The organism is Marinobacterium lacunae, assembly GCF_000705555.1.
In the GTDB taxonomy this organism is placed as follows: Bacteria; Pseudomonadota; Gammaproteobacteria; order Pseudomonadales; family Balneatricaceae; genus Marinobacterium_D; species Marinobacterium_D lacunae.
On sequence record NZ_JMQN01000038.1, the window covers coordinates 48,207 to 71,501 of the forward strand.

The window sequence follows — 23,295 nt, forward strand, 5'->3', positions numbered from 1 at the left end:
CTTGCCGCCCGGTTACATGCGGAACACGCCGAAGCGTGTCTCACGCTGGGGTGCATTGAGTGCCGCCGACAGCCCCATTGCGACTACCTCGCGGGTTTGCGCGGGGTCGATAACGCCGTCGTCCCATAGGCGTGCCGAGGCGTAGTAGGGGTGACCCTGATGCTCGTAGGTCTCGATGATCGGCTTTTTGAACGCGGCCTCCTCTTCGGCGGACCAGCTCTTGCCCTGACGCTCAAGACCGTCGCGGCGCACGGTGGCCAGCACGCCGGCGGCTTGTTCGCCGCCCATGACGGAGATGCGTGCATTCGGCCACATCCACAGGAAGTTGGGGTTATACGCACGTCCGCACATGCCGTAGTTGCCGGCGCCGAACGAGCCGCCGATCAGTACGGTGAGCTTGGGCACATTGGCGCAAGCCACCGCGGTGACCATCTTGGCGCCATGCTTGGCGATCCCTTCGGATTCCGCTTTCTGGCCCACCATGAAGCCGGTGATGTTTTGCAGAAACAGCAGCGGGATGTTGCGCTGGCAGCACAGCTCGATGAAGTGTGCGCCTTTCTGCGCCGAATCGCCGAACAAAATACCGTTGTTGGCAATAATGCCGACCGGATAGCCGTAAATATGCGCAAAGCCGGTAACCAGCGTCGTGCCGTAGAGCTTTTTGAACTCGTCAAACTCCGAGCCGTCGACAATGCGCGCGATCACCTCGCGAGCGTCGTAGGGCTTTTTAAGGTCAGTACCGACAATGCCGTACAGCTCATCGGCCGCATAGAGCGGGGCGACGGGTTCACGCAGATCGAGCGGTGGGTTTTTGCGCTTGTTCAGGTTGGCCACACAGTTGCGGGCGATCTGCAGGGCGTGAGCGTCGTTTTCGGCGTAGTGGTCGGCAACGCCGGAGGTGCGACAGTGTACATCCGCACCGCCGAGATCCTCGGCGGATACCTCTTCGCCGGTGGCGGCTTTCACCAAGGGCGGGCCGGCCAGGAAGATGGTGCCCTGATTGCGCACAATGATCGACTCATCGGCCATTGCCGGTACATAGGCACCGCCTGCGGTACACAGGCCCATGACTACGGCAATCTGCGGAATGCCCTTGGCGGACATCTGCGCCTGATTGTAAAAAATGCGGCCGAAGTGGTCGCGGTCCGGGAATACTTCGTCCTGACGGGGCAGGTTGGCACCACCTGAGTCCACCAGATAGATGCACGGCAGGTGGTTGCGCTCGGCAATCTCCTGAGCGCGCAGGTGTTTCTTGGCGGTAAGCGGGTAGTAGGTGCCGCCTTTTACGGTGGCATCATTGGCCACAATCATGCACTCGACACCGCTCACGCGGCCGATGCCGGTGATAATGCCGGCTGCCGGTACGTTCTCGTCGTACACGTTGTACGCGGCCAGTTGTGAGAGTTCGAGAAAGGGGGAGCCTTCATCGAGCAGGGCGTTGATGCGTTCACGCGGCAGCAGCTTGCCGCGTGCGAGATGGCGCTGCTGGTAGTCGGGGCCGCCGCCGAGCTCGACGGTGGCGACCTTGTCGCGCAGGTCGGCCACGGCTTCACGCATGGAGGCGTCGTTGTGGCGGAACTCGTCGCTGCGCGCGTTGATCTTGGTTTGCAGAACGGGCATGTCGTTCTCCCAGTGTGCTTGTTGTTATACGGACTGCCTGTTGGGTTGTGGTGTACGCCCGATCAATTGTTCAGGAACAGCTCGCGGCCGATCAGCATGCGGCGAATCTCGGATGTTCCGGCGCCGATCTCGTACAGCTTGGCATCACGCAGCAGTCGCCCGGTGGGAAACTCGTTGATATAGCCGTTGCCGCCGAGCAGCTGGATCGCATCCAGTGCCAGCTTAGTGGCGTTTTCAGCTGAGTAGAGTATGGCGCCTGCACAATCCTTGCGGCTGGTTTCGCCACGCTCGGCGGCGCGGGATACGGTGTAGATGTACGATTTCGACGCGTTCATCAATGTGTACATGTCGGCCAGCTTACCCTGTACCAGCTCGAACTCGCCGATCGCCTTGCCAAACTGCTGGCGGTCGCGGCAGTAGGGCACAACTATATCCATAGCGGCCTGCATGATGCCGAGCGGCCCGCCGGAGAGTACCAGCCGCTCGTAGTCCAGGCCGCTCATCAATACACGCACACCGCCGTTGAGTTCGCCCAGGATGTTCTCTTTCGGGACTACGCAGTCTTCAAACACCAGCTCGCAGGTGTTGGATCCACGCATGCCGAGCTTGTCGAGCTTCTGATGACGGGAAAAGCCGGGGAAGTCGCGCTCGACAATGAACGCGGTGATGCCACGGGGGCCTGCCGTAACGTCGGTCTTGGCGTAGATCACATAGGTGTGGGCATCGGGGCCGTTGGTGATCCACATCTTGTTGCCGTTGAGCACGTAGTGATCGCCGTTGTCGCGGGCGTGCAGTTTCATCGATACCACGTCGGAACCTGCATTGGGTTCGGACATCGCCAGTGCGCCGATATGTTCGCCGCTGATCAGCTTGGGCAGGTATTTCTGCTTTTGCTCTTCTGTGCCGTTGCGGTGAATCTGGTTAACGCAGAGGTTTGAGTGCGCGCCGTAGGAGAGGCCCACCGAAGCTGAGGCGCGGCTGATCTCTTCCATGGCGATCACATGAGCCAGATAACCCATGTCGACACCGCCGTACTCCTCTTTAACGGTGATGCCGAGCAGGCCCATATCACCGAACTTGCGCCACAGATCGTTGGGGAAGGCGTTTTCACGGTCGATCTCTTCCGCACGTGGTGCTATCTCGCGGCTGGCGAAGGTGTTGATCTGCTCGCGCAGCATATCGAGGGTTTCGCCAAGTCCAAAATTGAGGCTGGTGTACTGTGAAATCATCGTTCTCTACCTATGTGCTTTGCGCATCGGATCCCGCTAAGGGGCCTAACTTGCTTGTTGTTTTTGTGTAAGCAATTCGTTCAGGGCGTCGCGGCAGCGGCGCTCTGCGTTGTCCAGTTCCAGTTGTACCATCGCGATATCTTTCAGCTGCTGATCAAGCTCGGCGCGCTTCTGGTGGATGATCTCCATCAGCAGGTTGAGCTGCTTCTCACTACCGCTGGGCGTTTCATCCCAGAGTGAAAACAGATCGCGTATCTCCGCCAGCGAGAAGCCCAGGCGCTTGCCGCGCAGTATCAGTTTCATGCGCACGCGGTCCTGACGGCTGTAGATGCGTGTCTGGCCGCGGCGGGTGGGATGCAGCAGCGCCTGATCTTCATAGAAGCGGATGCTGCGTGTGGTGACATCGAACTCGCTGGCCAGCTCGCTGATGGAATAGCTCTTTTTCTTTTCCGTCATCATCGTGCTCGTACTGTTGGACGTGTTTTCAGGCTAGTGGAAGTTTACGTTAACGTAAAGCAAAAATAGGTATATACCCTTATTTTGCTTTACGTGCTGGATCTTTCATAAGTAATTGAATGTACGAATTAAAAGATCGGGATGAGCGTGTTTTTGCAATGGGTATAAGACTAAAGTAGTAATGGTGAATACCTATTTGTATTCATGCTTTCACCTGCAATCCATGCAGCCCCCGGCGTCTTTTTTCTGCCGTTATTCCGTCACCGATGTGTCATCTGTTGTTGCTACCTTGCCTGAAATGAGATCGATCTCATTTTGTATAAACAGTGCACAGCAGGGATCTGCATGAGTGATTTGGCAACAGTTGCGAAACGAGCGGGCGTATCCCGGGCCACAGCGGCCAGAGCGTTTTCACAGCCAGAGCTGGTGCGCGCAAGCACACTGGCGCGGGTAATGGCCGCAGCAGCGGAGCTTTCGTTTCGCCCCAACAGGCTGGCGCAGCAGCTGCGCACCCAAGCTACCCGCATCATCGGGGTACTGATTCCAGATCTTCGCAATCCGGTATTCACCGAGCAGCTACAGGCGATGGAGATCGCAGCCCGGGCGCAGGGGTATGCATTGATGGTGACGACCACCGGATACGATGCCAGCCGTGAAGCGGAAATTGTGGAGGAGATGCTGTGTCAACGGGTGGACGGACTGGTACTGACTGTGGCGGATGCGGAGCACAGCGAGCTGTTAGTCAAGCTTGAGCAAGAGTCTGTGCCCTATGTGCTGGTCTACAACCAACCCGATTCCGAGTCTGTGTGTGCAGTCTCGGTCGACAACCGGCAGGCGATGCATCAGGCCACGCAATATCTCTATTCGCTGGGGCATCGTCATATCGGCATGGTTGCAGGTCCCGTGGCGCAGTCAGATCGCGCCCGTTTGCGTTACGAGGGCTATTGCCGGGCGATGGAGATGTGCGGATTGGTGCGACAACCGGTGATCGAGATGCCGCACCACACGCGAGCCCGCTTTGAGCTGTTGGCACCCTGGCTGGAAGGGCCTGAGAGACTGACGGCATTGTTGTGCTCCAACGATCTGCTGGCGTTGAGCGTAATCGGTGATCTACAGCGTCAGGGTTATCGGGTGCCCGACGATCTGTCCGTGATCGGCTTTGACGGTATCGAACTGGGCGAATTGACCTACCCGTCGCTCTGTTCCGTGGTTCAACCGCGTGCGGCCATTGGCCGTGAGGCGGTCGAGGTGTTGCTGGCCAGGATGAGGGGCGAGCAGCCGAAGATCCAAAGACTGCCTCATCAACTCAGAGAGGGTGAGAGTGCCGGACCGCTGCAACGGTCCGACACAGACGCTCGCCGCACTGTACCCGTAAGTACTTAACGTCTAAGCAGGAGTCATTATGAAGAAGTCGTCTTGGCTGCGCCAGTTGGCCGCACCCATGTTGTTGGCCGCCGGCATTGCCGGCCCCGTTCAGGCCGCTGAAACCGCTATCTGCTACAACTGCCCGCCGCAATGGGCTGATTGGGGTACCCAGCTGAAATCGATCAAGGATGATCTGGGTATCAGTGTGCCTCAGGACAACAAGAACTCCGGCCAGTCACTGGCGCAGTTGCTGGCAGAGAAAGCCAATCCGGTGGCGGATGTCGTCTACTACGGCGTGACCTTCGGTATCCAGGCTCAGCAATCCGATGTGGTCAGCAGCTACAAGCCTGCGCATTGGGATGAGATTCCTGCTGGCCTGAAAGATCCGGACGGGCACTGGTTCGCGATCCACTCCGGAACTCTGGGCTTCATGGTCAATGTCGATGCGCTGGGCGGTAAGCCGGTTCCGCGCTCATGGAGCGACCTGCTGAAGCCGGAATACAAGGGGATGGTCGGCTATCTGGATCCCTCCAGTGCGTTTGTCGGTTATGTCGGTGCGGTAGCGATCAATCAGGCCGAGGGCGGTAACCTGGATGATTTCTCTCCGGCGATCAGCTACTTCGACAAGTTGGCGGCCAACGATCCGATCGTGCCGAAACAGACCGCCTATGCACGTGTGCTCTCCGGCGAGATACCCATCCTGCTGGACTACGACTTCAACGCCTACCGCGCCAAGTATAAAGATCACGCCAATGTTGAGTTCGTGATTCCCTCTGAAGGTAGCGTCGTAGTGCCTTACGTCATGAGCCTGGTTAAGAGTGGGCCCCATGCGGAACAGGGCAAGAAGGTGCTGGACTACGTGATGTCCGACAAGGGACAGGCCGTGTGGGCGAACGCCTTTCTGCGTCCGGTAAGGGCAAGTGCTATTTCGCCGGAGGCTCAAGCGTATTTCCTGCCGGCCAGCGAATATGCCCGGGCGAAGCCTGTTGATTTTGCCCACATGGCAAGGGTGCAAAAAGCGTTCTCTGCCCGTTACATGGCTGAGGTGAATTGATGTCGCAGGATGTACTGGCGACAGAAGGGCAGCCCGCACGCCGGGCTGTCTTTCACCCTGTGTTGAAACGGTTCCGGCGGATGGCCAGCCACTGGTGGCTCGCCCCCGCGCTCGGTTTCTTTTGCGCCTTCTGGTTGTTGCCCTTTGTACAGCTGATCGCCATTGGCGCGCAGCCAGATAACAGCAGTCAGACGCTCGGGTATTGGGCGGTGCTCACGCACAGTCAGTATCTCTGGAGCCTGCTGTCGACGGTGTTGCTTTCGCTGAGTGTTTCCCTGATCGCCGTTGCGGTAGCGGGCGTCTGCGGTTGTTTTCTGGCGCGTCACCGGTTTTTTGGCAAAAGCGCGGTGTTGGCGATGTTGACGTTTCCGCTGGCTTTTCCGGGTGTGGTTGTCGGATTTCTGGTCATTATGCTGGGAGGGCGACAGGGGCTGTCGGCGCAGATTGGGCAGGTGCTGTCCGGTGAGCATTGGACGTTCGCCTACTCGTTGACCGGGCTGTTTGTCGGTTACCTCTATTTCTCCATACCACGGGTGATCATGACGGTGATGGCGGCGTTCGAAAAACTCGACCCCAGTCTGGAGGAGGCGGCGCGCTCGCTCGGTGCCAGCACCTGGCGGGTGGTTCGCGATGTGCTCATACCGGGTATTCGCCCAGCGCTGATCTCCACAGGGGCGATCTGCTTTGCCACCAGTATGGGGGCGTTCGGCACAGTGTTTACGCTGGGTACCCGCATCAACGTGGTACCCATCGCCATCTACGGTGAATTTACCAACTACGCCAACTTCGCTATGGCCGCCGCGCTGTCGGTGATTTTGGGTGTGGTTACCTGGATTTCCCTGTCACTGGCACGCCGCTTCGCGGGTGACAGCGTAGGAGGAGGGGCGTGATGTTTTCGTCGAAAACCATCCGGTCGCGTCACGGACTGTTTCTGCTGCAACTCGCGTTTACGCTGATCGTATGCGCGTTTATGGTCGTGCCGGTGCTCATGTCGGTGACGGCCGGTTTGACGGAGAACTATTTCGTTGGACTGAAAAGCGGGCTGACCACCCGTTGGCTGTTGGAGGTCTGGGATCTCTATGCCGACAGTATCTGGCTGTCGATCTATCTGGCGCTGGCCTGCCTCGTATGTACCCTGATTCTGGGTGTTCCCGCTGCGTACGGACTACTCAAGTGCAACCGTCGCTGGGCGGCCTTTGTCGAGGAGATGCTGTTAATGCCGGTGGCGGTGCCGGGGTTGGCCACGGCACTGGCGTTGTTGCTGGCGTACGGCGGTTCCCAGGGTTTCCGGACCAGCTGGCTGTTCATTCTGGTAGGGCATGTACTCTTTACACTGCCGTTTATGATGCGGCCAGTCTTGTCGGTGATGCAGGCGATCGATGTGGTGCGCCTGGAAGAGGCCGCTTCAAGTCTCGGCGCCGGTCAGCTCAAGCGCTTCTTTACGGTGGTCTTGCCCAACTGTACCGGCGGCATCCTGGCTGGCGCTTTAATGGTGATTACGCTGTCGGTAGGTGAATTCAATATCACCTGGATGCTGCATACGCCACTGACCAAAACCCTGCCCGTTGGGCTGGCTGACAGTTACGCCTCCATGCGTCTGGAGGTGGGTTCGGCCTATACCCTTATCTTCCTGATGATGATCGTTCCGCTGATGATGATCATTCAGTGGGTCGGACACTGGGCGACACGCCGAGCCGAACGCGTAGGTCCCTGAGCATAACCGAACTGGAAAAGATGATGAGTTCTTACGATGACTTTGACCGTGCCAAAACACCGGTCGCTATCCGGCTGCGCCAGTGCAGCTGTACCTTCAACGGCTCAGGCAAGGGCCGCACGGCCCAGACTGCACTGCATCCTTTGGATCTGGAGATTCGTGCCGGCGAAACGTTGGTACTACTGGGCCCCTCGGGGTGCGGAAAAACCACCACGTTACGCATCATAAGCGGGCTGGAGCAGCCTGATGCGGGCGGCGAAGTCTGGTTCGGCGATGAGGAGGTGACAAACCTGCCTATCGAAAAGCGGGATGTTGGGATGGTGTTCCAGAACTATGCGCTGTTCCCCAACATGAATGTGGCGGCCAACATCGCCTATGGGTTGCGCATCAAGGGATTGAGTGACGATGCACTCAAGCGTCGGGTCGCGGAGATGGTCGACATGGTTCACCTCAACGGCTACGAACAGCGTCGTATCAGTGAGCTGTCCGGCGGGCAGAAGCAGCGGGTGGCGTTGGCGAGGGCGCTGGCGGTGCGCCCGAGAGTGCTGTTGTTCGACGAACCGCTAGCCGCGTTGGATGCCAAGTTGCGTGATCGCTTGCGCGTGGATATCGGTCAACTGTTACGCAATCTCGGTATTACGGCCGTCTATGTGACCCACGATCAGGCCGAGGCGATGGCACTGGGCGATCGCATTGCGGTAATGGAGAAGGGACGGATCGTCCAGCTTGGCACGCCGCGTGAGATCTACCATCAGCCGCGCACCGCGTTTGTCGCCGATTTCATCGGCAACGTAAACCGATTCAAGGTTCAGGGCCGCGACGCTGAGAAGCTTCATGTGGAGGGTGGTTATCTGCGCGCAGGGCTGCATCTCGATGCCCCGGTGCTGTATTGCCGTCCTGAGGATATAGAGATCTGTGCGCCGGACAGTGCCCCGTTGCAAGGCCGGGTGTTGCAGAGCGTATTTCTTGGCCAGAGCCAGCGGCTGCTTGTTGATACCGGGGGCGATATACCCCTTCAAGTGGAGAGCGACAGTCGTCAGCGGTGGTTTCCAGGGCAGCCGATTGGCCTGTCGGTAGCGGGCGAAGCGCTGTTCCCCATTGCCGATGTCCGTTAAGCGTTCGTAAGGAAGCGTGTGAATGAGTCAGCAGTTTATCGTTGCGCAGATCAGTGATCTGCACATCAAGGCCGGTGGTCGGCTGTCGTATCGAAAAGTGGATACCCTGAAGGGGCTGTACAACGCATTGGAGCGGCTGAATGCGCTGGTGCCACAACCCGATGTGGTGGTGATTACCGGTGATCTGGTGGATTTCGGCCGGGCAGATGAGTACGCCTGCCTGAAGGAGGCGCTGTCGGAGCTGGATATGCCGTATTACCTGGTGCCCGGCAATCACGACAACCGGCAGGCGATGCGTGCGGCTTTCCCTGAGCTGGATCATCTGCACCAGCAACCAGAGTTTGTGCAGTGGTGCATCGAAGATTATCCGGTGCGGATGATCGGGTTGGACTCAACCGTGCCGGGCGCGCCTCATGGTGAGCTGTGCGCCGAGAGGCTGGCCTGGCTGGAGAGTACGTTGTCGCAGCGTCCGAATGTTCCGACCCTGGTGATGTTGCACCATCCGCCATTTGCCAGCGGTATCGGTCATATGGATCGTCAGCGATTGATGGACAGCGCTGGATTGGCCGCGGTGATCAGTCGTCATCCTCAGGTTGAGCGGGTGTTATGCGGGCATCTGCATCGCAGCATTCAGCAGCGTTTTGCCGGCAGCCTTGCCTGCTGCTGTCCGGGGACGGCGCATCAGGTGGTCTTGGATATCGATCCTGACGCACCTGCCCATTTTGTATTGGAGCCACCGGGTTATTTGTTGCACGTATGGACGCCTGAACAGGCGATGATTACCCATATGGGTATGATCGAACATTTCGATGGTCCCTATCCCTTCTTTGACAGTCACGGCCTGATCGACTGAGTACGGCAGGCGAGGGCGTGTTCGTAGCTGTGCATCGTGTGTATTCAGCCCGTCGGAGTTTACGTCAACGTAAAGCATAAATAAGGGTAAATACTTATCGGTAATTATTGGTTGCATTTGTTATTAAACTATTGAAAATAAAATAATAAATAGGTGTTTTTGGCCTGAAATCACCTCGTTATTAGACTAAAGTCGTACTGGTATATGCCTATTTATGGTTGTTAAGTTGCGTCCAGAGCTTACGTTGACGTAAGCGACCGCCAGGCGGGTCCAGCCTGGTGAAAATAACAATAAAAACACGGGACCCGATTACGACATGAGTACCGACTACGTACTGCAAACCACTGATCTGGTTAAAGAGTTCAAGGGCTTCACCGCCGTTGACAGTGTCAGCCTCAATATCGAGCGCGGTAGCATCCATGCCTTGATCGGCCCCAACGGGGCAGGCAAGACCACGGTGTTCAACCTGCTTACCAAGTTCCTCACACCGACTCGCGGACGCATTCTCTATAACGGTCGTGATATCACCACCATGAAACCGGCAGCGGTTGCCCGTCTGGGCTTGATCCGCTCGTTTCAGATCTCGGCGGTATTCCCTCACCTCACTGTGCTTGAAAACGTGCGCATCGCACTTCAGCGCAAGGAGTCCAACAGCTTTCATTTCTGGCGCTCGGAAAAGGTGCTTGAGCCTTTGAATGCCAAAGCGATGGAGCTGCTTGATCAGGTAGGCCTGAGCGAATTTGCCCGCACCACCACGGTGGATCTCTCGTACGGTCGCAAACGTGCGCTGGAGATCGCCACCACCCTCGCTCTTGATCCTGAGCTGATGCTGCTTGATGAGCCTACACAGGGGATGGGGCATGAAGATGTGGATGTGGTGGCGGCCCTTATCAAGAAGGTATCTGCCAACCGCACCATCTTGATGGTTGAGCACAACCTGCATGTGGTGTCGCGTCTGGCGGACCGCATCACGGTACTGCAACGCGGTGCCGTGCTTACCGAAGGCGATTACGACAGCGTATCGGCCGACCCGCGGGTGAAAGAGGCCTATCTGGGCGTTGCCGCCGATGAAGAGGTATCGGCTGAAGGGGGCGCTGCGTCCGACAAGGTTGAGGTTCAGGAGAGGGTTTCGGCATGACCACCTACGGTGAAAAGATCCGCATCAGCGACCTGCATGCCTTCTACGGCGAGTCGCACATCCTGCACGGTATCGATCTGAACGTGAAGCAGGGCGAACTTGTAACGCTGCTTGGCCGCAACGGCGCCGGTCGCAGCACAACGTTGCGCGCGATCATGAACATGGTGGGTAAGCGCAGCGGCACCATCAACATCAACGGTCGTCAGACCATCGGCATGGCCTCCCACCGTATTGCCCATCTCGGTATCGGCTACTGCCCCGAAGAGCGCGCGATCTTTTCCAGCCTCAATGTGGAGGAAAACCTCATGCTGCCGCCTGCCGTGCGCAGCGACGGCATGAGTGTGGAGGAGATCTACAGCATGTTCCCCAACCTGTACGAGCGCCGTTACAGCCAGGGCACACGACTGTCCGGCGGCGAACAGCAGATGCTGGCGTTGGCGCGCATCCTGCGCTCGGGCGCGAATATTCTGCTGCTCGATGAGATTACCGAAGGCCTGGCGCCAGTGATCGTCAAAAAGCTCGGTGAGGTGTTGCAAAAGCTCAAGGAGCGCGGACTCACCATCTTGCTGGTTGAGCAGAATTTCAGGTTTGCCGCGCCGATCGCCGATCGGCACTACGTCATGGAGCATGGCCACATTGTGGAGGAGGTCAGGGCGGATGAGCTCGAAGCCCGGGCCGACATGCTGCACACCTATCTGGGCGTCTAGCCCAAAAGGGAGGTGGTAAAAGGCGCCTCCCGTCTTTTCGTTCGAATAAAAATAAAACCCGATGGAGACGAAACAGGATGAAATCAATCAACAAGACTCTGCTCAGCGTCGGCATTGCCGCTGCAATGTCGGTATCCGCCGCTCAGGCTGCCGGTATCTCTGACGACAAGGTGAAGATCGGCGTGCTGGCGGATATGGGCGGTGTTTACGCCGATATCTGCGGCGAAGGCTGCGTGACCGCCGTGCAGATGGCCGTAGAGGATTTCGGCGGCACGGTGCTTGGCAAGCCGATCGAGATTGTCAGTGCAGACGATCAGAACAAGCCTGACGTGGGCTCAAGCATTGTGCGCAAATGGATCGACAACGAGCAGGTGGACACCGTGACCGGTCTGGTGGCCAGCTCCGTGACCGGTGCCGTGGCCAAGGTGCTGACCGATTCCAAGAAGATTGCGCTGATCTCCACCTCCGCATCGCATGCGTTTACCACCAAGGCGTGCTCACCCTACAACGTGCAGTGGACCTATAACGTGGTTGCACTGGCCAACGGTACCGTGAAACCGATGGTGGGTGCCGGCAAGTGGCGCTGGTTCTTCATCACGGCCGACTATGCGTTTGGTCATGCGCTTGAGAGCGTCGCCACCGAGGTGGTCAACTCAAGCGGTGGCGAGGTGCTTGGTGCCGTGCGTGCACCGCTGGGCACGACCGACTTCTCCTCCTACGTGCTGCAGGCACAAAGCTCAGGTGCGGACGTGATCGCGCTGGCCAACGCCGGTACCGATTTCACCAACTCGCTTAAAACCGCAGCCGAGTTCGGCCTGACCCAGACCGCCGATGTGGCAGGCCTTTTGGTGTTTACATCGAATGCTCAGGCACTGGATCCGGAGATCGCCGGCGGCATGAAGCTGACCACCGGTTTCTACTGGGATATGGATGAGCAGACCCGCGAGTGGTCCAAGCGCTTCAAGGAGCGTCATGGCTCCATTCCGGCCATGGGACAGGCCGGTGCCTACTCCATGACCATGCACTACCTCAAGGCTGTTGAAGCCGCCGGTACCGATGACTCCGATACCGTTATCCGCAAGATGAAAGAGATGAAGCCGGACGACTTCTTCGCTCGTAACGCAACCCTGCGTAACGACGGCCGCATGGTGCACGACATGTACCAGGTACGTATCAAGAAGGCGGATGAGCGCGCCAATCCGGACGATATCTTTGCCATCGAGAACGTGATCCCCGGTGAAGAGGCGTTCGGGCCGATGCTCGCCGAGTGCGACTTCAAGTAACGGTCCTTGCAGTCACTGGACGCAGGTGCCGGTCATCTGACCTGAGCGGCACCTGCGCTCGATGTGGACCCCACTGCGGCAGATTCTGCTGTCGAGCGGGTCACTATTCGGAATAGCAAGTGGGTAGTGCGTTATGGCGACATTTCTCGGCATCAATCTGTTTGGCCTGTTCGGCCAGCTGTTGGTTGGACTGATCAACGGCTCCTTCTATGCATTGCTAAGCCTGGGGCTGGCGATCATTTTCGGTCTGTTGAAGATCATCAACTTCGCTCAGGGCGCGATGTACATGCTCGGCGCGTTTGCAGCCTGGATGGCGCTTAACTATTTCGGCATCAACTACTGGGCAGCGCTGATTGTGGTGCCGTTGGTGGTGGGCTTTGCCGGGGTGGTGATTGAACGCTTCCTGCTGCGGCCCATCGCAGGTGAGGATCACCTCTACAGCCTGCTGCTCACCTTCGGAATTGCGCTGGTGCTGCAGGGTCTGTTTACCCAGATCTACGGTGCATCGGGCCAGCCTTATTCAATTCCCGATGAGCTCAAGGGTGGCACCAAGCTGCCGTTCATGTATCTGCCTGATTATCGTGCGTGGATTATCGTCGCCTCGGTACTGGTTTGTGGTTTGACCTGGTTCATGATCGAAAAAACGCGTCTGGGTGCCTACCTGCGCGCGGGTACCGAAAACCCGGCGATTCTTCAGGCGTTTGGCATCAACGTGCCGCTGATCGTAACGCTTACTTTCGGCTTTGGTGTTGGACTCGCCGGTTTTGCCGGTGTGATGGCCGCGCCCGTGTACTCGGTATCGCCGGATATGGGCTCCAATATGCTGATTGTGGTGTTCGCTATCGTCGTAATCGGCGGCATGGGCTCAATCGGCGGGGCGATCCTGACCGGCCTTGGTATGGGCATCATCGAGGGCCTGACCAAGTATTTCTACCCCGAAGCCTCAACCACCGTGATCTTTGCGGTGATGGTTATAGTGCTGCTGATGAAGCCTGCGGGCTTGTTCGGCAAGGAGGCATAACACGATGAAAATGACTAAAACCAAAATCGCGATCTTTGTCGTACTCGGTCTGTTGGCGCCGCTGGTGGTGTATCCGGTGTTCCTGATGAAGGTGCTCTGCTTTGCGCTGTTCGCCTGTGCGTTTAACCTGCTGCTGGGCTTTACGGGGCTGCTGTCCTTCGGTCATGCCGCGTTTCTTGGTACCGGTGGCTATGTCACAGGCTATCTGATGATCAATACCGGCCTTACGCCCGAGCTTGGCATCCTCTGCGGTACGCTGGCCGCCGGTGTGGTGGGCGCGGTGTACGGTAAGCTGGCGGTCAAGCGAGAGGGTATCTACTTCGCCATGGTAACGCTGGCGCTGGCCCAGTTACTGTTCTTCGTGTACCTGCAGGCGCCGTTTACCGGTGGTGAGGATGGTCTTCAGGGTGTGCCGCGCGGTGCGCTGTTTGGCCTGATCGACCTCAACGACAACATGAATCTGTACTACCTGGTCTACGCGATCTTCCTGTTCGGCTTCTGGCTGGTATTTCGTACCGTGCACTCGCCGTTCGGCCAGATTCTCAAGGCGATTCGCGAGAACGAGCCGCGTGCAATTTCCCTTGGCTACAACGTGACCCAATACAAGTGGGTAGCGTTCGTGATCTCGGCTGCACTGGCAGGGCTGGCGGGTTCAACCAAGACATTGGTGTTCCAGCTGGCATCGCTGAATGACGTGCACTGGCACCTCTCCGGTGAGGTGGTACTAATGACCCTGCTCGGCGGTATGGGCACGATTGCAGGCCCCTTGGTAGGCGCAGGGGTTGTGGTCACGATTCAGAACTTCCTCTCCGGCGGTGAGCTCGGCAACTACGTGAGCATCATCATGGGGGTTATCTTCATCGTCTGCGTGCTGTTGTTCCGCAACGGCATCGTGGGTGAGTTGCAGCGGTTGATCAAACGTAACTTCAGTTAGCGTGGTGGGTACATGGCATAGGGCTCAGGCCCTCCTTGGTTAGCGGGCTCCGGCCCGCTTTTTTTATCGCGGGCCACCGCCGCGATAGGCGTAGGCGCCGGTACGCATGCTGCGGTACTGGCTGGGCGAAACCCCCATGATCTTTTTGAAAATACGCGAGAAGTAATAGGCATCTTCATAACCGACGGCGTATCCGATTTCGTTGATGCTGTTGCCGGTGGTGTCGAGCAGATGGCAGGCACGCTCAATCTTTAACTGGATAAAGTGGTTGATCGGCGTGGTGCCGGTCAACTCCTTGTAGCGTTTGACGAAGTGGTACTTCGACAGGTTGACGCTCTGGGCCAGCGTATCCAGTGAGAGGTGCTCATGAACGTGCGCCTGCATCAGACTGTGCACCCGTTCGAGATCGACGCTTTCGGCCTTGTCACGGTTGCGCATCAAGGGTTGCAGCAGCGCAATATGTGTCAGTATCTGCCTTAGCTGGTTAGCCGCACAGATATAGGCGTTGAGATTATAGGTGGACTCCCTCAACTCCAGCAGCGCTTCGAAATCCCCGGCCAGTCGAGACTGAAAGCCAAGCGAAGTTAGCAGCAGCGGGGCGCTTTGACGCGGCTCGCGCAGGTGCTCGTAAAACGCTCTAGCATCCTCTCCGTGAAAGTGTGCCCAGTAGATAGTCCAGGGACGGCTTTTCAGTGCCCGGTAGCTGTGGCTTACCCCCTTGGGCAGCAGCACAAGATCGCCCGCATGCACGCTGTACTTCAAGCCTTCTACCTGCAAAAGCCCCGCGCCTTCGAGGCAATAGATCATCAGATAGTCGTCATGTTCGACGCGCTCCATATGGTGCCCGGCGGCCTGGTTGTAGTACCCGATGCCAAGCGGATACAGGCCGCGGCTGAGCGGGTGCTCAGCCAGTTGCTGCACAATTCTGCGGGGTACGACAAAGCGGATACTTTCCGGTGGCAGTGGCCAGCTTGATGGTGTGCTCATAGAGTGTGTTCGACTATAGGTGAATATCCTAAGTTAATCACAATATAGTCCATCAAGTGAGCAAGATTATCAATCCTGCACCCTCGGGGTGCGTGCTAAAACTACACCATCACCCGACACTAATAATGATAACGAGAGGTAAACGAAATGGCCCAGCAAGTGCCCCTCCTGATTAACGGCGAACTGGTTCACAGTGCAGCAACCGATATGATCCCGGTAACCAATCCGGCCACTCAGGAGGTCATTGCTCAGGTTCCCTGCACAACGGCGCAAGAGGTTGATCGTGCCGTGGCGGCGGCCAAAGCAGCGTTTGAAACCTGGAAAGACACCCCGGTTGGCGACCGCGCACGGCTGATGCTGCGCTATCAGGCGCTGCTCAAAGAGCATCACGATGATCTCGCCAAGACCCTGTCGCAGGAAACCGGTAAAACCTTTGAAGATGCCAAGGGCGATCTCTGGCGCGGTATCGAGGTGGTCGAGCACGCCTGTAACATCGCGTCGCTGAGCATGGGCGAAACCGTCGAGAACGTAGCCCGCAAGATCGACTGCTACAGCATCACCCAACCGCTGGGTGTCTGTGTCGGTATCACGCCGTTCAACTTCCCGGCGATGATTCCGCTGTGGATGTTCCCCATGGCAATCGCGTGCGGTAACACCTTTGTGCTCAAACCCTCCGAGCAGGATCCGCTGACGCCGATGCGCCTTGCCGAGCTGTTCAAGGAGGCGGGTGCGCCGGACGGTCTGCTGCAGATTGTCCACGGCGGCAAAGAGGTGGTCGACCAGCTGCTGACGCACAAGGATACCCCGGCAATCTCCTTTGTTGGCTCCGTGGCCGTTGGCGAACATATCTACCGTACCGGTACCGAACACCTCAAGCGTGTGCAGGCGTTCGCCGGCGCCAAAAACCACATGGTGGTGATGCCGGATGCGTCCAAGATGCAGGTGATCAATGCTATAGCCGGTGCCTCCGTCGGTGCCGCTGGTCAGCGCTGCATGGCAATATCGGTTGCGGTATTCGTGGGTGAGTCCCGCGAGTGGATTCCTGAAGTACGTGATGCGCTGGCCAAGGTGCGCCCCGGTGCCTGGGACGATCCAAATGCAGGCTACGGCCCGCTGATCAATCCGCAGTCCAAAGAGCGTGTACTGCGCTTTATTCAGGAGGGCAAGGCCGCTGGTGCCGAGTGCATTCTCGATGGCAGCGAGTGCGTTGTTGAAGGTTACCCCGATGGCAACTGGGTGGGCCCCACCATGTTCCGCAACGTTACCACCGATATGTCGATCTACCGCGAAGAGATCTTCGGACCGGTACTGGTGGCGCTTGAGGTGGAGTCCATCGAGGAGGCGATCGAGCTGATCAACGAAAATCCCTACGGAAACGGCACCTCGATCTTCACCTCATCCGGTGCCGCTGCACGCAAGTACCAGCATGAGATCAAGGTGGGTCAGGTCGGTATCAACGTACCGGTGCCGGTGCCGCTGCCGATGTTCTCCTTCACTGGCTGGCGCAAGTCGTTCTACGGTGACCAGCATGCCTACGGCAAGCAGGCGGTGCGCTTCTACACCGAGACTAAAACGGTAACGGCGCGCTGGTTTGAAGAGGATATCGATCACGGCGTTAATACCAGTATTCACCTGAAGTAACAGCCTTAATCCATTGAAATAGATTATAAAAGCCGGGGCCAAGCCCCGGCCGTACAAGAAGGAAACCTCTATGGATTTTGAACTGAACGAAGACCAGGTCGCCTTTGCCGACATGGCACGTGCCTTTGCCCAGAAGGAGCTTGAGCCCAATGCCGCGCAGTGGGATCAGGAGAGTTTCTTCCCGGTTGATGTACTCAAAAGCGCCGGTGAACTGGGCCTGATGGGACTCTATTCACCTGAGGATGTGGGCGGTATGGCGCTAAGCCGACTGGATGCCAGCATCATCTTCGAGCAGTTGGCGATGGGTTGTACCTCGACCACCGCGTTCATGACCATTCACAACATGGTCTGCTGGATGATCGCCAGCTTCGGTACAAGCGATACGCGCGAGCACTGGTGCCCCCAGCTTACAAGTGCCGATAAGCTCGCTTCCTATTGTCTTACCGAGCCCAACGCAGGATCGGACGCTGCATCCCTTAAAACCACTGCCCGCCGTGAAGGCGATCACTACGTGATAAACGGCAGCAAGATCTTTATCTCCGGTGCCGGCAGCACCGATGTGCTGGTGGTCATGGCGCGCACCGGCGGCGAGGGGCCCAAGGGGATATCCGCCTTTGTGGTGGATGCCAAATCCGAGGGTGTCAGTTATGGCCGCAAAGAGGACAAAATGGGCTGGAACAGCCAGCCGACCCGTGCCATCACCTTCGAGGGCGTGCGCGTACCGGCTTCGGCGCTCCTCGGCGAAGAGGGTCAGGGTTTCAGTATCGCCATGAAGGCCCTTGATGGCGGACGCATCAATATTGCCACCTGCTCAATCGGCACCGCGCAGGCAGCGTTGAACCACGCGCGGGATTACCTGCACGAGCGAAAACAGTTCGGCCGCGAGATCGCCGCATTTCAGGCGTTGCAGTTCACCCTGGCGGATATGGTGACAGAGCTGGTGGCAGCGCGTCAGATGGTGCGACTTGCAGCCAGCAAGCTCGATGCCGGTCATGCCGACAAAACTGCCTACTGTGCCATGGCCAAGCGCTTTGCCACCGATGTGGGATTCCGCGTGTGCGATCAGGCGCTGCAACTGTTCGGCGGCAACGGCTATATCAAGGAGTACCCGATGGAGCGTTATGTGCGCGATAGTCGCGTGCACCGTATTCTTGAGGGCACCAACGAGATCATGCGCGTGATTGTGGCGCGCCGCGCACTGATGCAGGATGCGGCGGATCTGATCTGACCGCAGGACGAATAACGGGAGTAACACCATGACAGATGCACTGATTGTCGAGAAACAGGGCCACACGGCGGTTATTACCATGAACAACCCGCCGGCCAATACCTGGACGGCGGAAAGCCTGAAAGCGCTGTCCGATACGGTTAAAGCACTGAATGACGACCGCGACGTGTATGCGCTGGTACTGCGCAGCACCAGCGACAAGTTCTTCTCAGCCGGTGCCGATCTGAAACTGTTTGCCGAGGGTGACAAGGCTATCGCCCGAGATATGGCGCGCCTTTTCGGTGAGGCGTTTGAAACCCTCGCGCAGTTCCGTGGCGTATCGATCGCTGCGATCAACGGCTTTGCCATGGGCGGAGGCCTTGAGGTTGCGCTGGCGTGCGATCTTCGTGTCGCTGAAGAGCAGGCACAGATGGCCCTGCCGGAGGCTAAGGTGGGGCTGCTGCCCTGCGCAGGCGGCACCCAGAATCTGACCCGACTGGTTGGCGAAGGGTGGGCCAAGCGGATGATCCTGTGCGGTGAGCGCGTGGCAGCACCCAAGGCGCATGAGATCGGTCTGGTCGAAGAGGTGGTGGCCAAAGGTCAGGCATACGAGCGCGCGCTGGAGCTGGCAAAGATGGTCGAGCAGCAAAGTCCGATTGCCGTAACCGCCTGCAAGCAGCTGATTCAGAACAGTCGCACTGCGCACCTGAACCAAGGCTACATTCTTGAGCGCGAACTGTTTGTGGATCTGTTCGACAGTGAAGACCAGCGCGAGGGGGTGAATGCCTTCCTGCAAAAACGTGCACCCGAATGGAAGAACCAGTAAGTGTAACGAGGATTCCCGATGAGCTGTGTACTGTTCAATGAGATACCGACCCAGGATGGCAAGCGGATCATCGAGATCTGTCTTAATGCCGAACGTTCGCTCAATGCGTTGACGCTTGAGATGATCGACCTGATGCAGCCGCAACTGGATGCGTGGCGCAACGACGACAGCGTAGTCGCGCTGATTCTCGATAGCGCCGGTGAGAAGGCGTTCTGTGCCGGTGGCGATATCGTCAACCTGTACAAATCGATCAAGGGCGAGGGCGACAAGGACTTCGCCGAGCGTTTCTTCACCCGCGAGTACCTGCTCGACTACACCCTGCACACCTACCCGAAACCGATCATCTGCTGGGGTAGCGGTATTGTCATGGGTGGCGGCATGGGGCTGATGAACGGTTGCAGCCATCGCATCGTGACCGAGACATCGCACCTGGCGATGCCCGAAGTGACCATCGGCCTCTATCCGGATGTGGGCGGCAGCTGGTTTTTGAACCACATGCCGGGGCGTACCGGCCTGTTTCTGGGTCTGACCGGCAACCCGATCAATGCACCCGATGCACTGTATCTGGGGCTGGCTGACCGCTTCATTGTTTCGGAGCTTCGCAGCTCGCTGATTGAGCGCCTGCAATTGGCCAACTGGCAGGGGGATGCGACAGCAGCGGTGAATACCGTACTGCGCGAACTGGAGCAGATATCACAGCCGCAGCTCGACGAGATCGCAGGCCCCATTCGCCAGCATGCCGAGCTTATCCGCCGCGTAACCGACCATGACACGCTCGATCTGATGCAGTCGGCGCTGCTGGCTGAAGATGGTAGCGATAAATGGGTGGCCCGCGCGCAAAAGGCGCTTAGCCACGGCAGCCCGCTATCGGTGCGGATTATCGCCCGCCAGCTTGAGCGTTGCCGTCATCTGTCGCTCAGGGAGGTGTTTGAACGTGAACTCGAACTGTCTGTGCAGTGCTGCCGTCACGCGGAATTCCCCGAAGGCATACGCGCACTGTTGATCGACAAGGACGGCAAGCCGGACTGGATGTTCAAGTCGGTCGCTGACGTCGACGCCCAGGTGCTGGATTCGTTTTTTGAGTCGCCCTGGACAGAAAATCCGCTGAGCGGTCGGTTGAACTGATCGCTTGAGCCCCTCGAAACGCTGATGACCGGCCACAGCTGCCGGGCCAACAAAATAATAAGGAAAAGAACATGGCAACTATCGCATTTATCGGCCTGGGCCATATGGGTGGCCCGATGGCAATCAATCTGGTCAAGGCCGGACATAACGTTCACGCCTTTGACCTTGTCGACGAACTGGTTAAGGGCGTGGTGGCAGAGGGGGCGCAGGCCGCTTCAAGTGCGGCCGATGCGGTGTCCGATGCCGATTTCGTGATCTCCATGCTGCCCGCTGGGAAACATGTCGAAGCGCTGTATGTCACCGGAGACGCGCCCTTGTTTGATCGGGTGAAGCCCGGCGCACTGATTATCGACTCCTCGACCATCGATGCCGCAACGGCGCAGCGTGTCGCCAAAGTGGGTGCCGAACGAGGCATCAACTTCATTGATGCGCCGGTATCCGGCGGTGTCGGTGGCGCCAAAGAGGGCACGTTGGCGTTCATGGTCGGGGCTTCTGATGCCCAGTTTGCTCAGGCAAAGCCGGTGTTGGAGTGCATGGGCAAGAACATCTTCCACGCCGGTGATCACGGCGCGGGCCAGATCGCCAAGGCGTGCAACAATCTGCTGCTCGGTGTGCTGATGACCGGCACCTGCGAAGCGCTGAATTTGGGTGTGAAGAACGGGCTGGACCCTGCGGTGCTGTCCGAAATCATGAAGCAGAGCTCCGGCAATAACTGGGCGCTGCAGGTGTACAACCCGTTTCCCGGTGTGATGGAAGGGGTGCCCTCAAGCAACGGCTATCAGGGCGGATTCATGGTCGACCTGATGTACAAGGACCTGGGGCTGGCGATGGAGCTAAGTCAGCAGAGTGCATCTCCGGTGCCGATGGGCTCGGGCGCACGGGCGCTGTTCAGCCTTCACAAGGCAAAGGGTAACGGCGCTTTGGATTTTTCCAGCGTGTTGAAACTGTATCAGGACCAGTAAAAGGCCTGAGCAGTTCGACCATCCGGCTTCCGTCGCCATCCCCTCTAGCGGCGCGGTAGCCGGGTGCATCCATCCTGATAAAAACAATAACGGGGTTAGACGATGGCTTACACCGACGAGTACCGGTCAGCACTTGAGAACGGCGAGCGTTATTGGACAGCGCAGGCCGACCGTATCCACTGGTTTCGCAAACCGCAGACCACACTGAAAGAAACAGCCTCAGGCACCTGGAGCTGGTATCCCGACGGCGAGTTGAACAGCTGTTATCTGGCGCTTGATCATCAGATCGCCGAGGGCCGCGGCGAGCAGGTCGCGCTCTACTACGATTCCCCTGTTACCGACACCAAGCAGGCGATCACGTATAACGCACTGCGCGACAAGGTGGCGCTGTTTGCAGGCGCCCTGCGCAATCAGGGCGTTAATAAGGGCGACACCGTGCTGATCTACATGCCAATGATCCCCGAAGCCGCGGTGGCGATGCTGGCCTGCGCGCGCCTCGGTGCGGTGCACTCGGTGGTATTCGGTGGCTTTGCACCGAACGAGATGGCCATTCGCATCGACGATGCCGAACCCAAGGTGATCCTCACCGCCTCCTGCGGTATCGAATTTGACAAGACTATCGCCTACAAGCCGCTGGTGGATCAGGCGATAGCGGGCGCTAAACACAAGCCGCTATGCACTATCGTCTGCCAGCGTCCGATGCTGAAGGCTGACCTGAACAGCCCGCAGGATCTGGATTGGGAGCAGATTCAGGAGGGCGTTATGCCCGCCGAATGTGTCCCTGTACGCGGCGAAGACCCGCTCTACATTCTCTACACATCAGGCACCACCGGTCAGCCCAAGGGGATTGTGCGCGATAACGGCGGTCATGCCGTGGCCCTGAGCTACGCACTGAACAATGTCTACGGTATGCAAGCGGGCGATGTCTGGTGGGGCGCCTCGGATATCGGTTGGGTGGTCGGCCATTCGTTCATTGTGTACGGCCCCCTGATGGGCGGTTGCAGCAGCATCTTCTTCGAGGGCAAGCCGATCCGCACGCCGGATGCCGGCACCTACTGGCGGGTGATCGCCGAGTATGGCGTTAACTCTATGTTCTGTGCGCCCACCGCCTTCCGCGCGATCCGCAAGGAAGACCCGAACGGTGAACTGGCAAAACAGCATGATCTCTCAAGCCTGCGTTGGATATTCGTCGCTGGCGAGAAACTGGACTCCTCAACCTATTACTGGCTCTCCGACCTGCTGCAGGTGCCGGTACTGGATCACTGGTGGCAGACCGAAACCGGTTGGCCGATGACATCACCGATGATGGGCCTGTCTTGTCCGACCGAGTCTGATCCGGCCGAACCGCGCCTTGGCTCAACCCATAGGCCGCTGCCCGGTTATGACATTCGTGTGCTGGATGCCGAGGGCAACGAGCTGCCTGACGGAGAAGCAGGACATATCTGTGTGCGCCTGCCGATGCCCCCGGGTGTGGCCTGGAGTATCTGGAACAACGACGAGCGCTTTGTCAGCTCCTATCTGACAGCGTTTCCCGGTTACTACCACACCGGCGATGGCGGCTATCGGGATGATGACGGCTACATCTACATCACCGGTCGCACCGACGATGTGATCAATGTGGCTGGCCACAGGCTCTCCACCGGCGAAATGGAAGAGGTGGTGTCGGCCCACCCAGCCGTAGCCGAGTGTGCGGTAATCGGCGTCAACGACGAGATCAAAGGCCAGCTTCCGGTAGGTCTGGTGGTGATTAAAGCCGGTGAAGAGATCGACGATGCGCAGCTTGAGGCTGAACTTGTACGGCGGGTGCGTGAGCAGGTAGGTGCGTTGGCGTGTTTTCGCCGAGCCGTTGTGGTCAAGCGCCTGCCGAAGACTCGCTCAGGCAAGATCCTGCGGGCGACGCTTCGCAAGATAGCCGCCGCCGAGCCCTACAAAATGCCCTCCACCATCGATGACGCCAGCATCCTCGACGAGATTACCGAACGCCTTAAACAGGCCGGTTTCGAGTGAACAAGCGAGTCCTTGTGATTTGAGAAACTAATTTGAAAACAGGTAGATACC

Annotated in this window: 21 protein-coding genes; 17 read left to right on the plus strand and 4 right to left on the minus strand. The window is 58.2% G+C overall.

All coding sequences use genetic code 11. The annotated features are described in order from the left end of the window. Positions 1–12: 12 nt before the first annotated feature. The 3 genes from ADIMK_RS12260 to ADIMK_RS12270 all read right to left on the minus strand — a co-directional run bounded on the left by ADIMK_RS12260 (position 13) and on the right by ADIMK_RS12270 (position 3,305). Positions 13–1,620: a carboxyl transferase domain-containing protein gene (locus ADIMK_RS12260; RefSeq protein ID WP_036188504.1), complete on the minus strand. Its 1,608-nt coding sequence runs from the start codon at positions 1,618–1,620 to the stop codon at positions 13–15. Positions 1,621–1,682: 62 nt separating this feature from the next. After that, a complete protein-coding gene (locus ADIMK_RS12265; RefSeq protein ID WP_036188506.1) occupies positions 1,683–2,849 on the minus strand; it encodes an isovaleryl-CoA dehydrogenase in 1,167 nt (388 codons plus the stop codon). A 45-nt stretch (positions 2,850–2,894) separates the two neighbouring features. Further along, positions 2,895–3,305: a MerR family transcriptional regulator gene (locus tag ADIMK_RS12270; protein ID WP_036188509.1), complete on the minus strand. Its 411-nt coding sequence runs from the start codon at positions 3,303–3,305 to the stop codon at positions 2,895–2,897. A 345-nt stretch (positions 3,306–3,650) separates the two neighbouring features. Between ADIMK_RS12270 and ADIMK_RS12275 the strand changes: the two genes are divergently transcribed. The 11 genes from ADIMK_RS12275 to ADIMK_RS12325 all read left to right on the plus strand — a co-directional run bounded on the left by ADIMK_RS12275 (position 3,651) and on the right by ADIMK_RS12325 (position 14,489). Beyond that, a complete protein-coding gene (locus ADIMK_RS12275; protein ID WP_036188512.1) occupies positions 3,651–4,688 on the plus strand; it encodes a substrate-binding domain-containing protein in 1,038 nt (345 codons plus the stop codon). Positions 4,689–4,707: 19 nt separating this feature from the next. After that, the gene (locus ADIMK_RS12280; RefSeq protein WP_036188515.1) at positions 4,708–5,724 is read left to right on the plus strand and encodes an ABC transporter substrate-binding protein; all 1,017 of its coding nucleotides are present in this window, start codon (positions 4,708–4,710) and stop codon (positions 5,722–5,724) included. Next, the gene (locus tag ADIMK_RS12285; protein ID WP_081849779.1) at positions 5,724–6,614 is read left to right on the plus strand and encodes an ABC transporter permease; all 891 of its coding nucleotides are present in this window, start codon (positions 5,724–5,726) and stop codon (positions 6,612–6,614) included. The genes ADIMK_RS12280 and ADIMK_RS12285 overlap by 1 nt, the downstream gene beginning before the upstream one ends. Continuing rightward, positions 6,614–7,438, plus strand: coding sequence for an ABC transporter permease (locus ADIMK_RS12290; protein ID WP_036188518.1), 825 nt, complete (start codon positions 6,614–6,616; stop codon positions 7,436–7,438). The genes ADIMK_RS12285 and ADIMK_RS12290 overlap by 1 nt, the downstream gene beginning before the upstream one ends. Before the next feature lie 23 nt (positions 7,439–7,461). Continuing rightward, on the plus strand, positions 7,462–8,553 hold the full coding sequence (locus tag ADIMK_RS12295) for an ABC transporter ATP-binding protein (protein ID WP_051692911.1): 1,092 nt from the start codon (positions 7,462–7,464) through the stop codon (positions 8,551–8,553). Positions 8,554–8,575: 22 nt separating this feature from the next. Further along, positions 8,576–9,406, plus strand: a complete 831-nt coding sequence (locus ADIMK_RS12300) for a phosphodiesterase (protein ID WP_036188520.1) — start codon at positions 8,576–8,578, stop codon at positions 9,404–9,406. Positions 9,407–9,722: 316 nt separating this feature from the next. Then, the gene (locus ADIMK_RS12305) at positions 9,723–10,544 is read left to right on the plus strand and encodes an ABC transporter ATP-binding protein (protein ID WP_036188523.1); all 822 of its coding nucleotides are present in this window, start codon (positions 9,723–9,725) and stop codon (positions 10,542–10,544) included. Beyond that, the gene (locus ADIMK_RS12310; RefSeq protein WP_036188526.1) at positions 10,541–11,251 is read left to right on the plus strand and encodes an ABC transporter ATP-binding protein; all 711 of its coding nucleotides are present in this window, start codon (positions 10,541–10,543) and stop codon (positions 11,249–11,251) included. The genes ADIMK_RS12305 and ADIMK_RS12310 overlap by 4 nt, the downstream gene beginning before the upstream one ends. A 77-nt stretch (positions 11,252–11,328) precedes the next feature. Beyond that, positions 11,329–12,534: an ABC transporter substrate-binding protein gene (locus ADIMK_RS12315; RefSeq protein ID WP_036188528.1), complete on the plus strand. Its 1,206-nt coding sequence runs from the start codon at positions 11,329–11,331 to the stop codon at positions 12,532–12,534. 133 nt (positions 12,535–12,667) lie between these two features. After that, positions 12,668–13,555 (plus strand): branched-chain amino acid ABC transporter permease, encoded by an 888-nt coding sequence (locus ADIMK_RS12320; RefSeq protein WP_036188531.1) that lies wholly within the window; start codon positions 12,668–12,670, stop codon positions 13,553–13,555. Positions 13,556–13,559: 4 nt separating this feature from the next. Then, positions 13,560–14,489, plus strand: a complete 930-nt coding sequence (locus ADIMK_RS12325) for a branched-chain amino acid ABC transporter permease (RefSeq protein WP_036188534.1) — start codon at positions 13,560–13,562, stop codon at positions 14,487–14,489. Between the two features lie 63 nt (positions 14,490–14,552). Here the strand turns inward: ADIMK_RS12325 and ADIMK_RS12330 are convergent, their stop codons facing one another. Further along, positions 14,553–15,476, minus strand: coding sequence for an AraC family transcriptional regulator (locus ADIMK_RS12330; protein ID WP_036188537.1), 924 nt, complete (start codon positions 15,474–15,476; stop codon positions 14,553–14,555). Positions 15,477–15,623: 147 nt separating this feature from the next. Here ADIMK_RS12330 and ADIMK_RS12335 point away from each other — a divergent pair, with 147 nt between their 5' ends. The 6 genes from ADIMK_RS12335 (at position 15,624) to ADIMK_RS12360 (ending at position 23,244) form a co-directional block, all read left to right on the plus strand. Next, on the plus strand, positions 15,624–17,117 hold the full coding sequence (locus tag ADIMK_RS12335) for a CoA-acylating methylmalonate-semialdehyde dehydrogenase (protein WP_036188540.1): 1,494 nt from the start codon (positions 15,624–15,626) through the stop codon (positions 17,115–17,117). A gap of 70 nt (positions 17,118–17,187) precedes the next feature. After that, positions 17,188–18,345, plus strand: a complete 1,158-nt coding sequence (locus ADIMK_RS12340) for an acyl-CoA dehydrogenase family protein (protein ID WP_036188543.1) — start codon at positions 17,188–17,190, stop codon at positions 18,343–18,345. A gap of 28 nt (positions 18,346–18,373) precedes the next feature. Further along, positions 18,374–19,150 (plus strand): enoyl-CoA hydratase, encoded by a 777-nt coding sequence (locus tag ADIMK_RS12345; RefSeq protein ID WP_036188545.1) that lies wholly within the window; start codon positions 18,374–18,376, stop codon positions 19,148–19,150. A gap of 18 nt (positions 19,151–19,168) precedes the next feature. Continuing rightward, a complete protein-coding gene (locus ADIMK_RS12350) occupies positions 19,169–20,275 on the plus strand; it encodes an enoyl-CoA hydratase/isomerase family protein (RefSeq protein ID WP_036188548.1) in 1,107 nt (368 codons plus the stop codon). A 71-nt stretch (positions 20,276–20,346) separates the two neighbouring features. Beyond that, on the plus strand, positions 20,347–21,237 hold the full coding sequence (gene mmsB, locus ADIMK_RS12355; protein ID WP_036188551.1) for a 3-hydroxyisobutyrate dehydrogenase: 891 nt from the start codon (positions 20,347–20,349) through the stop codon (positions 21,235–21,237). A 102-nt stretch (positions 21,238–21,339) separates the two neighbouring features. Next, positions 21,340–23,244, plus strand: coding sequence for an AMP-binding protein (locus ADIMK_RS12360; protein ID WP_036188553.1), 1,905 nt, complete (start codon positions 21,340–21,342; stop codon positions 23,242–23,244). Positions 23,245–23,295 lie beyond the last annotated feature (51 nt).

What these genes read in the sequence shown, in the direction of transcription:
- ADIMK_RS12340 (WP_036188543.1), top strand. Translation starts at nt 17,188, where the DNA reads ATGGATTTTGAACTGAACGAAGACCAGGTCGCCTTTGCCGACATGGCA.
- ADIMK_RS12285 (WP_081849779.1), top strand. Translation starts at nt 5,724, where the DNA reads ATGTCGCAGGATGTACTGGCGACAGAAGGGCAGCCCGCACGCCGGGCT.
- ADIMK_RS12300 (WP_036188520.1), top strand. Translation starts at nt 8,576, where the DNA reads ATGAGTCAGCAGTTTATCGTTGCGCAGATCAGTGATCTGCACATCAAG.
- ADIMK_RS12280 (WP_036188515.1), top strand. Translation starts at nt 4,708, where the DNA reads ATGAAGAAGTCGTCTTGGCTGCGCCAGTTGGCCGCACCCATGTTGTTG.
- ADIMK_RS12270 (WP_036188509.1), bottom strand. Translation starts at nt 3,305, where the DNA reads ATGACGGAAAAGAAAAAGAGCTATTCCATCAGCGAGCTGGCCAGCGAG.
- ADIMK_RS12330 (WP_036188537.1), bottom strand. Translation starts at nt 15,476, where the DNA reads ATGAGCACACCATCAAGCTGGCCACTGCCACCGGAAAGTATCCGCTTT.
- ADIMK_RS12260 (WP_036188504.1), bottom strand. Translation starts at nt 1,620, where the DNA reads ATGCCCGTTCTGCAAACCAAGATCAACGCGCGCAGCGACGAGTTCCGC.
- ADIMK_RS12350 (WP_036188548.1), top strand. Translation starts at nt 19,169, where the DNA reads ATGAGCTGTGTACTGTTCAATGAGATACCGACCCAGGATGGCAAGCGG.
- ADIMK_RS12275 (WP_036188512.1), top strand. Translation starts at nt 3,651, where the DNA reads ATGAGTGATTTGGCAACAGTTGCGAAACGAGCGGGCGTATCCCGGGCC.
- ADIMK_RS12305 (WP_036188523.1), top strand. Translation starts at nt 9,723, where the DNA reads ATGAGTACCGACTACGTACTGCAAACCACTGATCTGGTTAAAGAGTTC.
- mmsB (WP_036188551.1), top strand. Translation starts at nt 20,347, where the DNA reads ATGGCAACTATCGCATTTATCGGCCTGGGCCATATGGGTGGCCCGATG.
- ADIMK_RS12265 (WP_036188506.1), bottom strand. Translation starts at nt 2,849, where the DNA reads ATGATTTCACAGTACACCAGCCTCAATTTTGGACTTGGCGAAACCCTC.
- ADIMK_RS12320 (WP_036188531.1), top strand. Translation starts at nt 12,668, where the DNA reads ATGGCGACATTTCTCGGCATCAATCTGTTTGGCCTGTTCGGCCAGCTG.
- ADIMK_RS12360 (WP_036188553.1), top strand. Translation starts at nt 21,340, where the DNA reads ATGGCTTACACCGACGAGTACCGGTCAGCACTTGAGAACGGCGAGCGT.
- ADIMK_RS12310 (WP_036188526.1), top strand. Translation starts at nt 10,541, where the DNA reads ATGACCACCTACGGTGAAAAGATCCGCATCAGCGACCTGCATGCCTTC.
- ADIMK_RS12295 (WP_051692911.1), top strand. Translation starts at nt 7,462, where the DNA reads ATGAGTTCTTACGATGACTTTGACCGTGCCAAAACACCGGTCGCTATC.
- ADIMK_RS12290 (WP_036188518.1), top strand. Translation starts at nt 6,614, where the DNA reads ATGTTTTCGTCGAAAACCATCCGGTCGCGTCACGGACTGTTTCTGCTG.
- ADIMK_RS12315 (WP_036188528.1), top strand. Translation starts at nt 11,329, where the DNA reads ATGAAATCAATCAACAAGACTCTGCTCAGCGTCGGCATTGCCGCTGCA.
- ADIMK_RS12335 (WP_036188540.1), top strand. Translation starts at nt 15,624, where the DNA reads ATGGCCCAGCAAGTGCCCCTCCTGATTAACGGCGAACTGGTTCACAGT.
- ADIMK_RS12345 (WP_036188545.1), top strand. Translation starts at nt 18,374, where the DNA reads ATGACAGATGCACTGATTGTCGAGAAACAGGGCCACACGGCGGTTATT.
- ADIMK_RS12325 (WP_036188534.1), top strand. Translation starts at nt 13,560, where the DNA reads ATGAAAATGACTAAAACCAAAATCGCGATCTTTGTCGTACTCGGTCTG.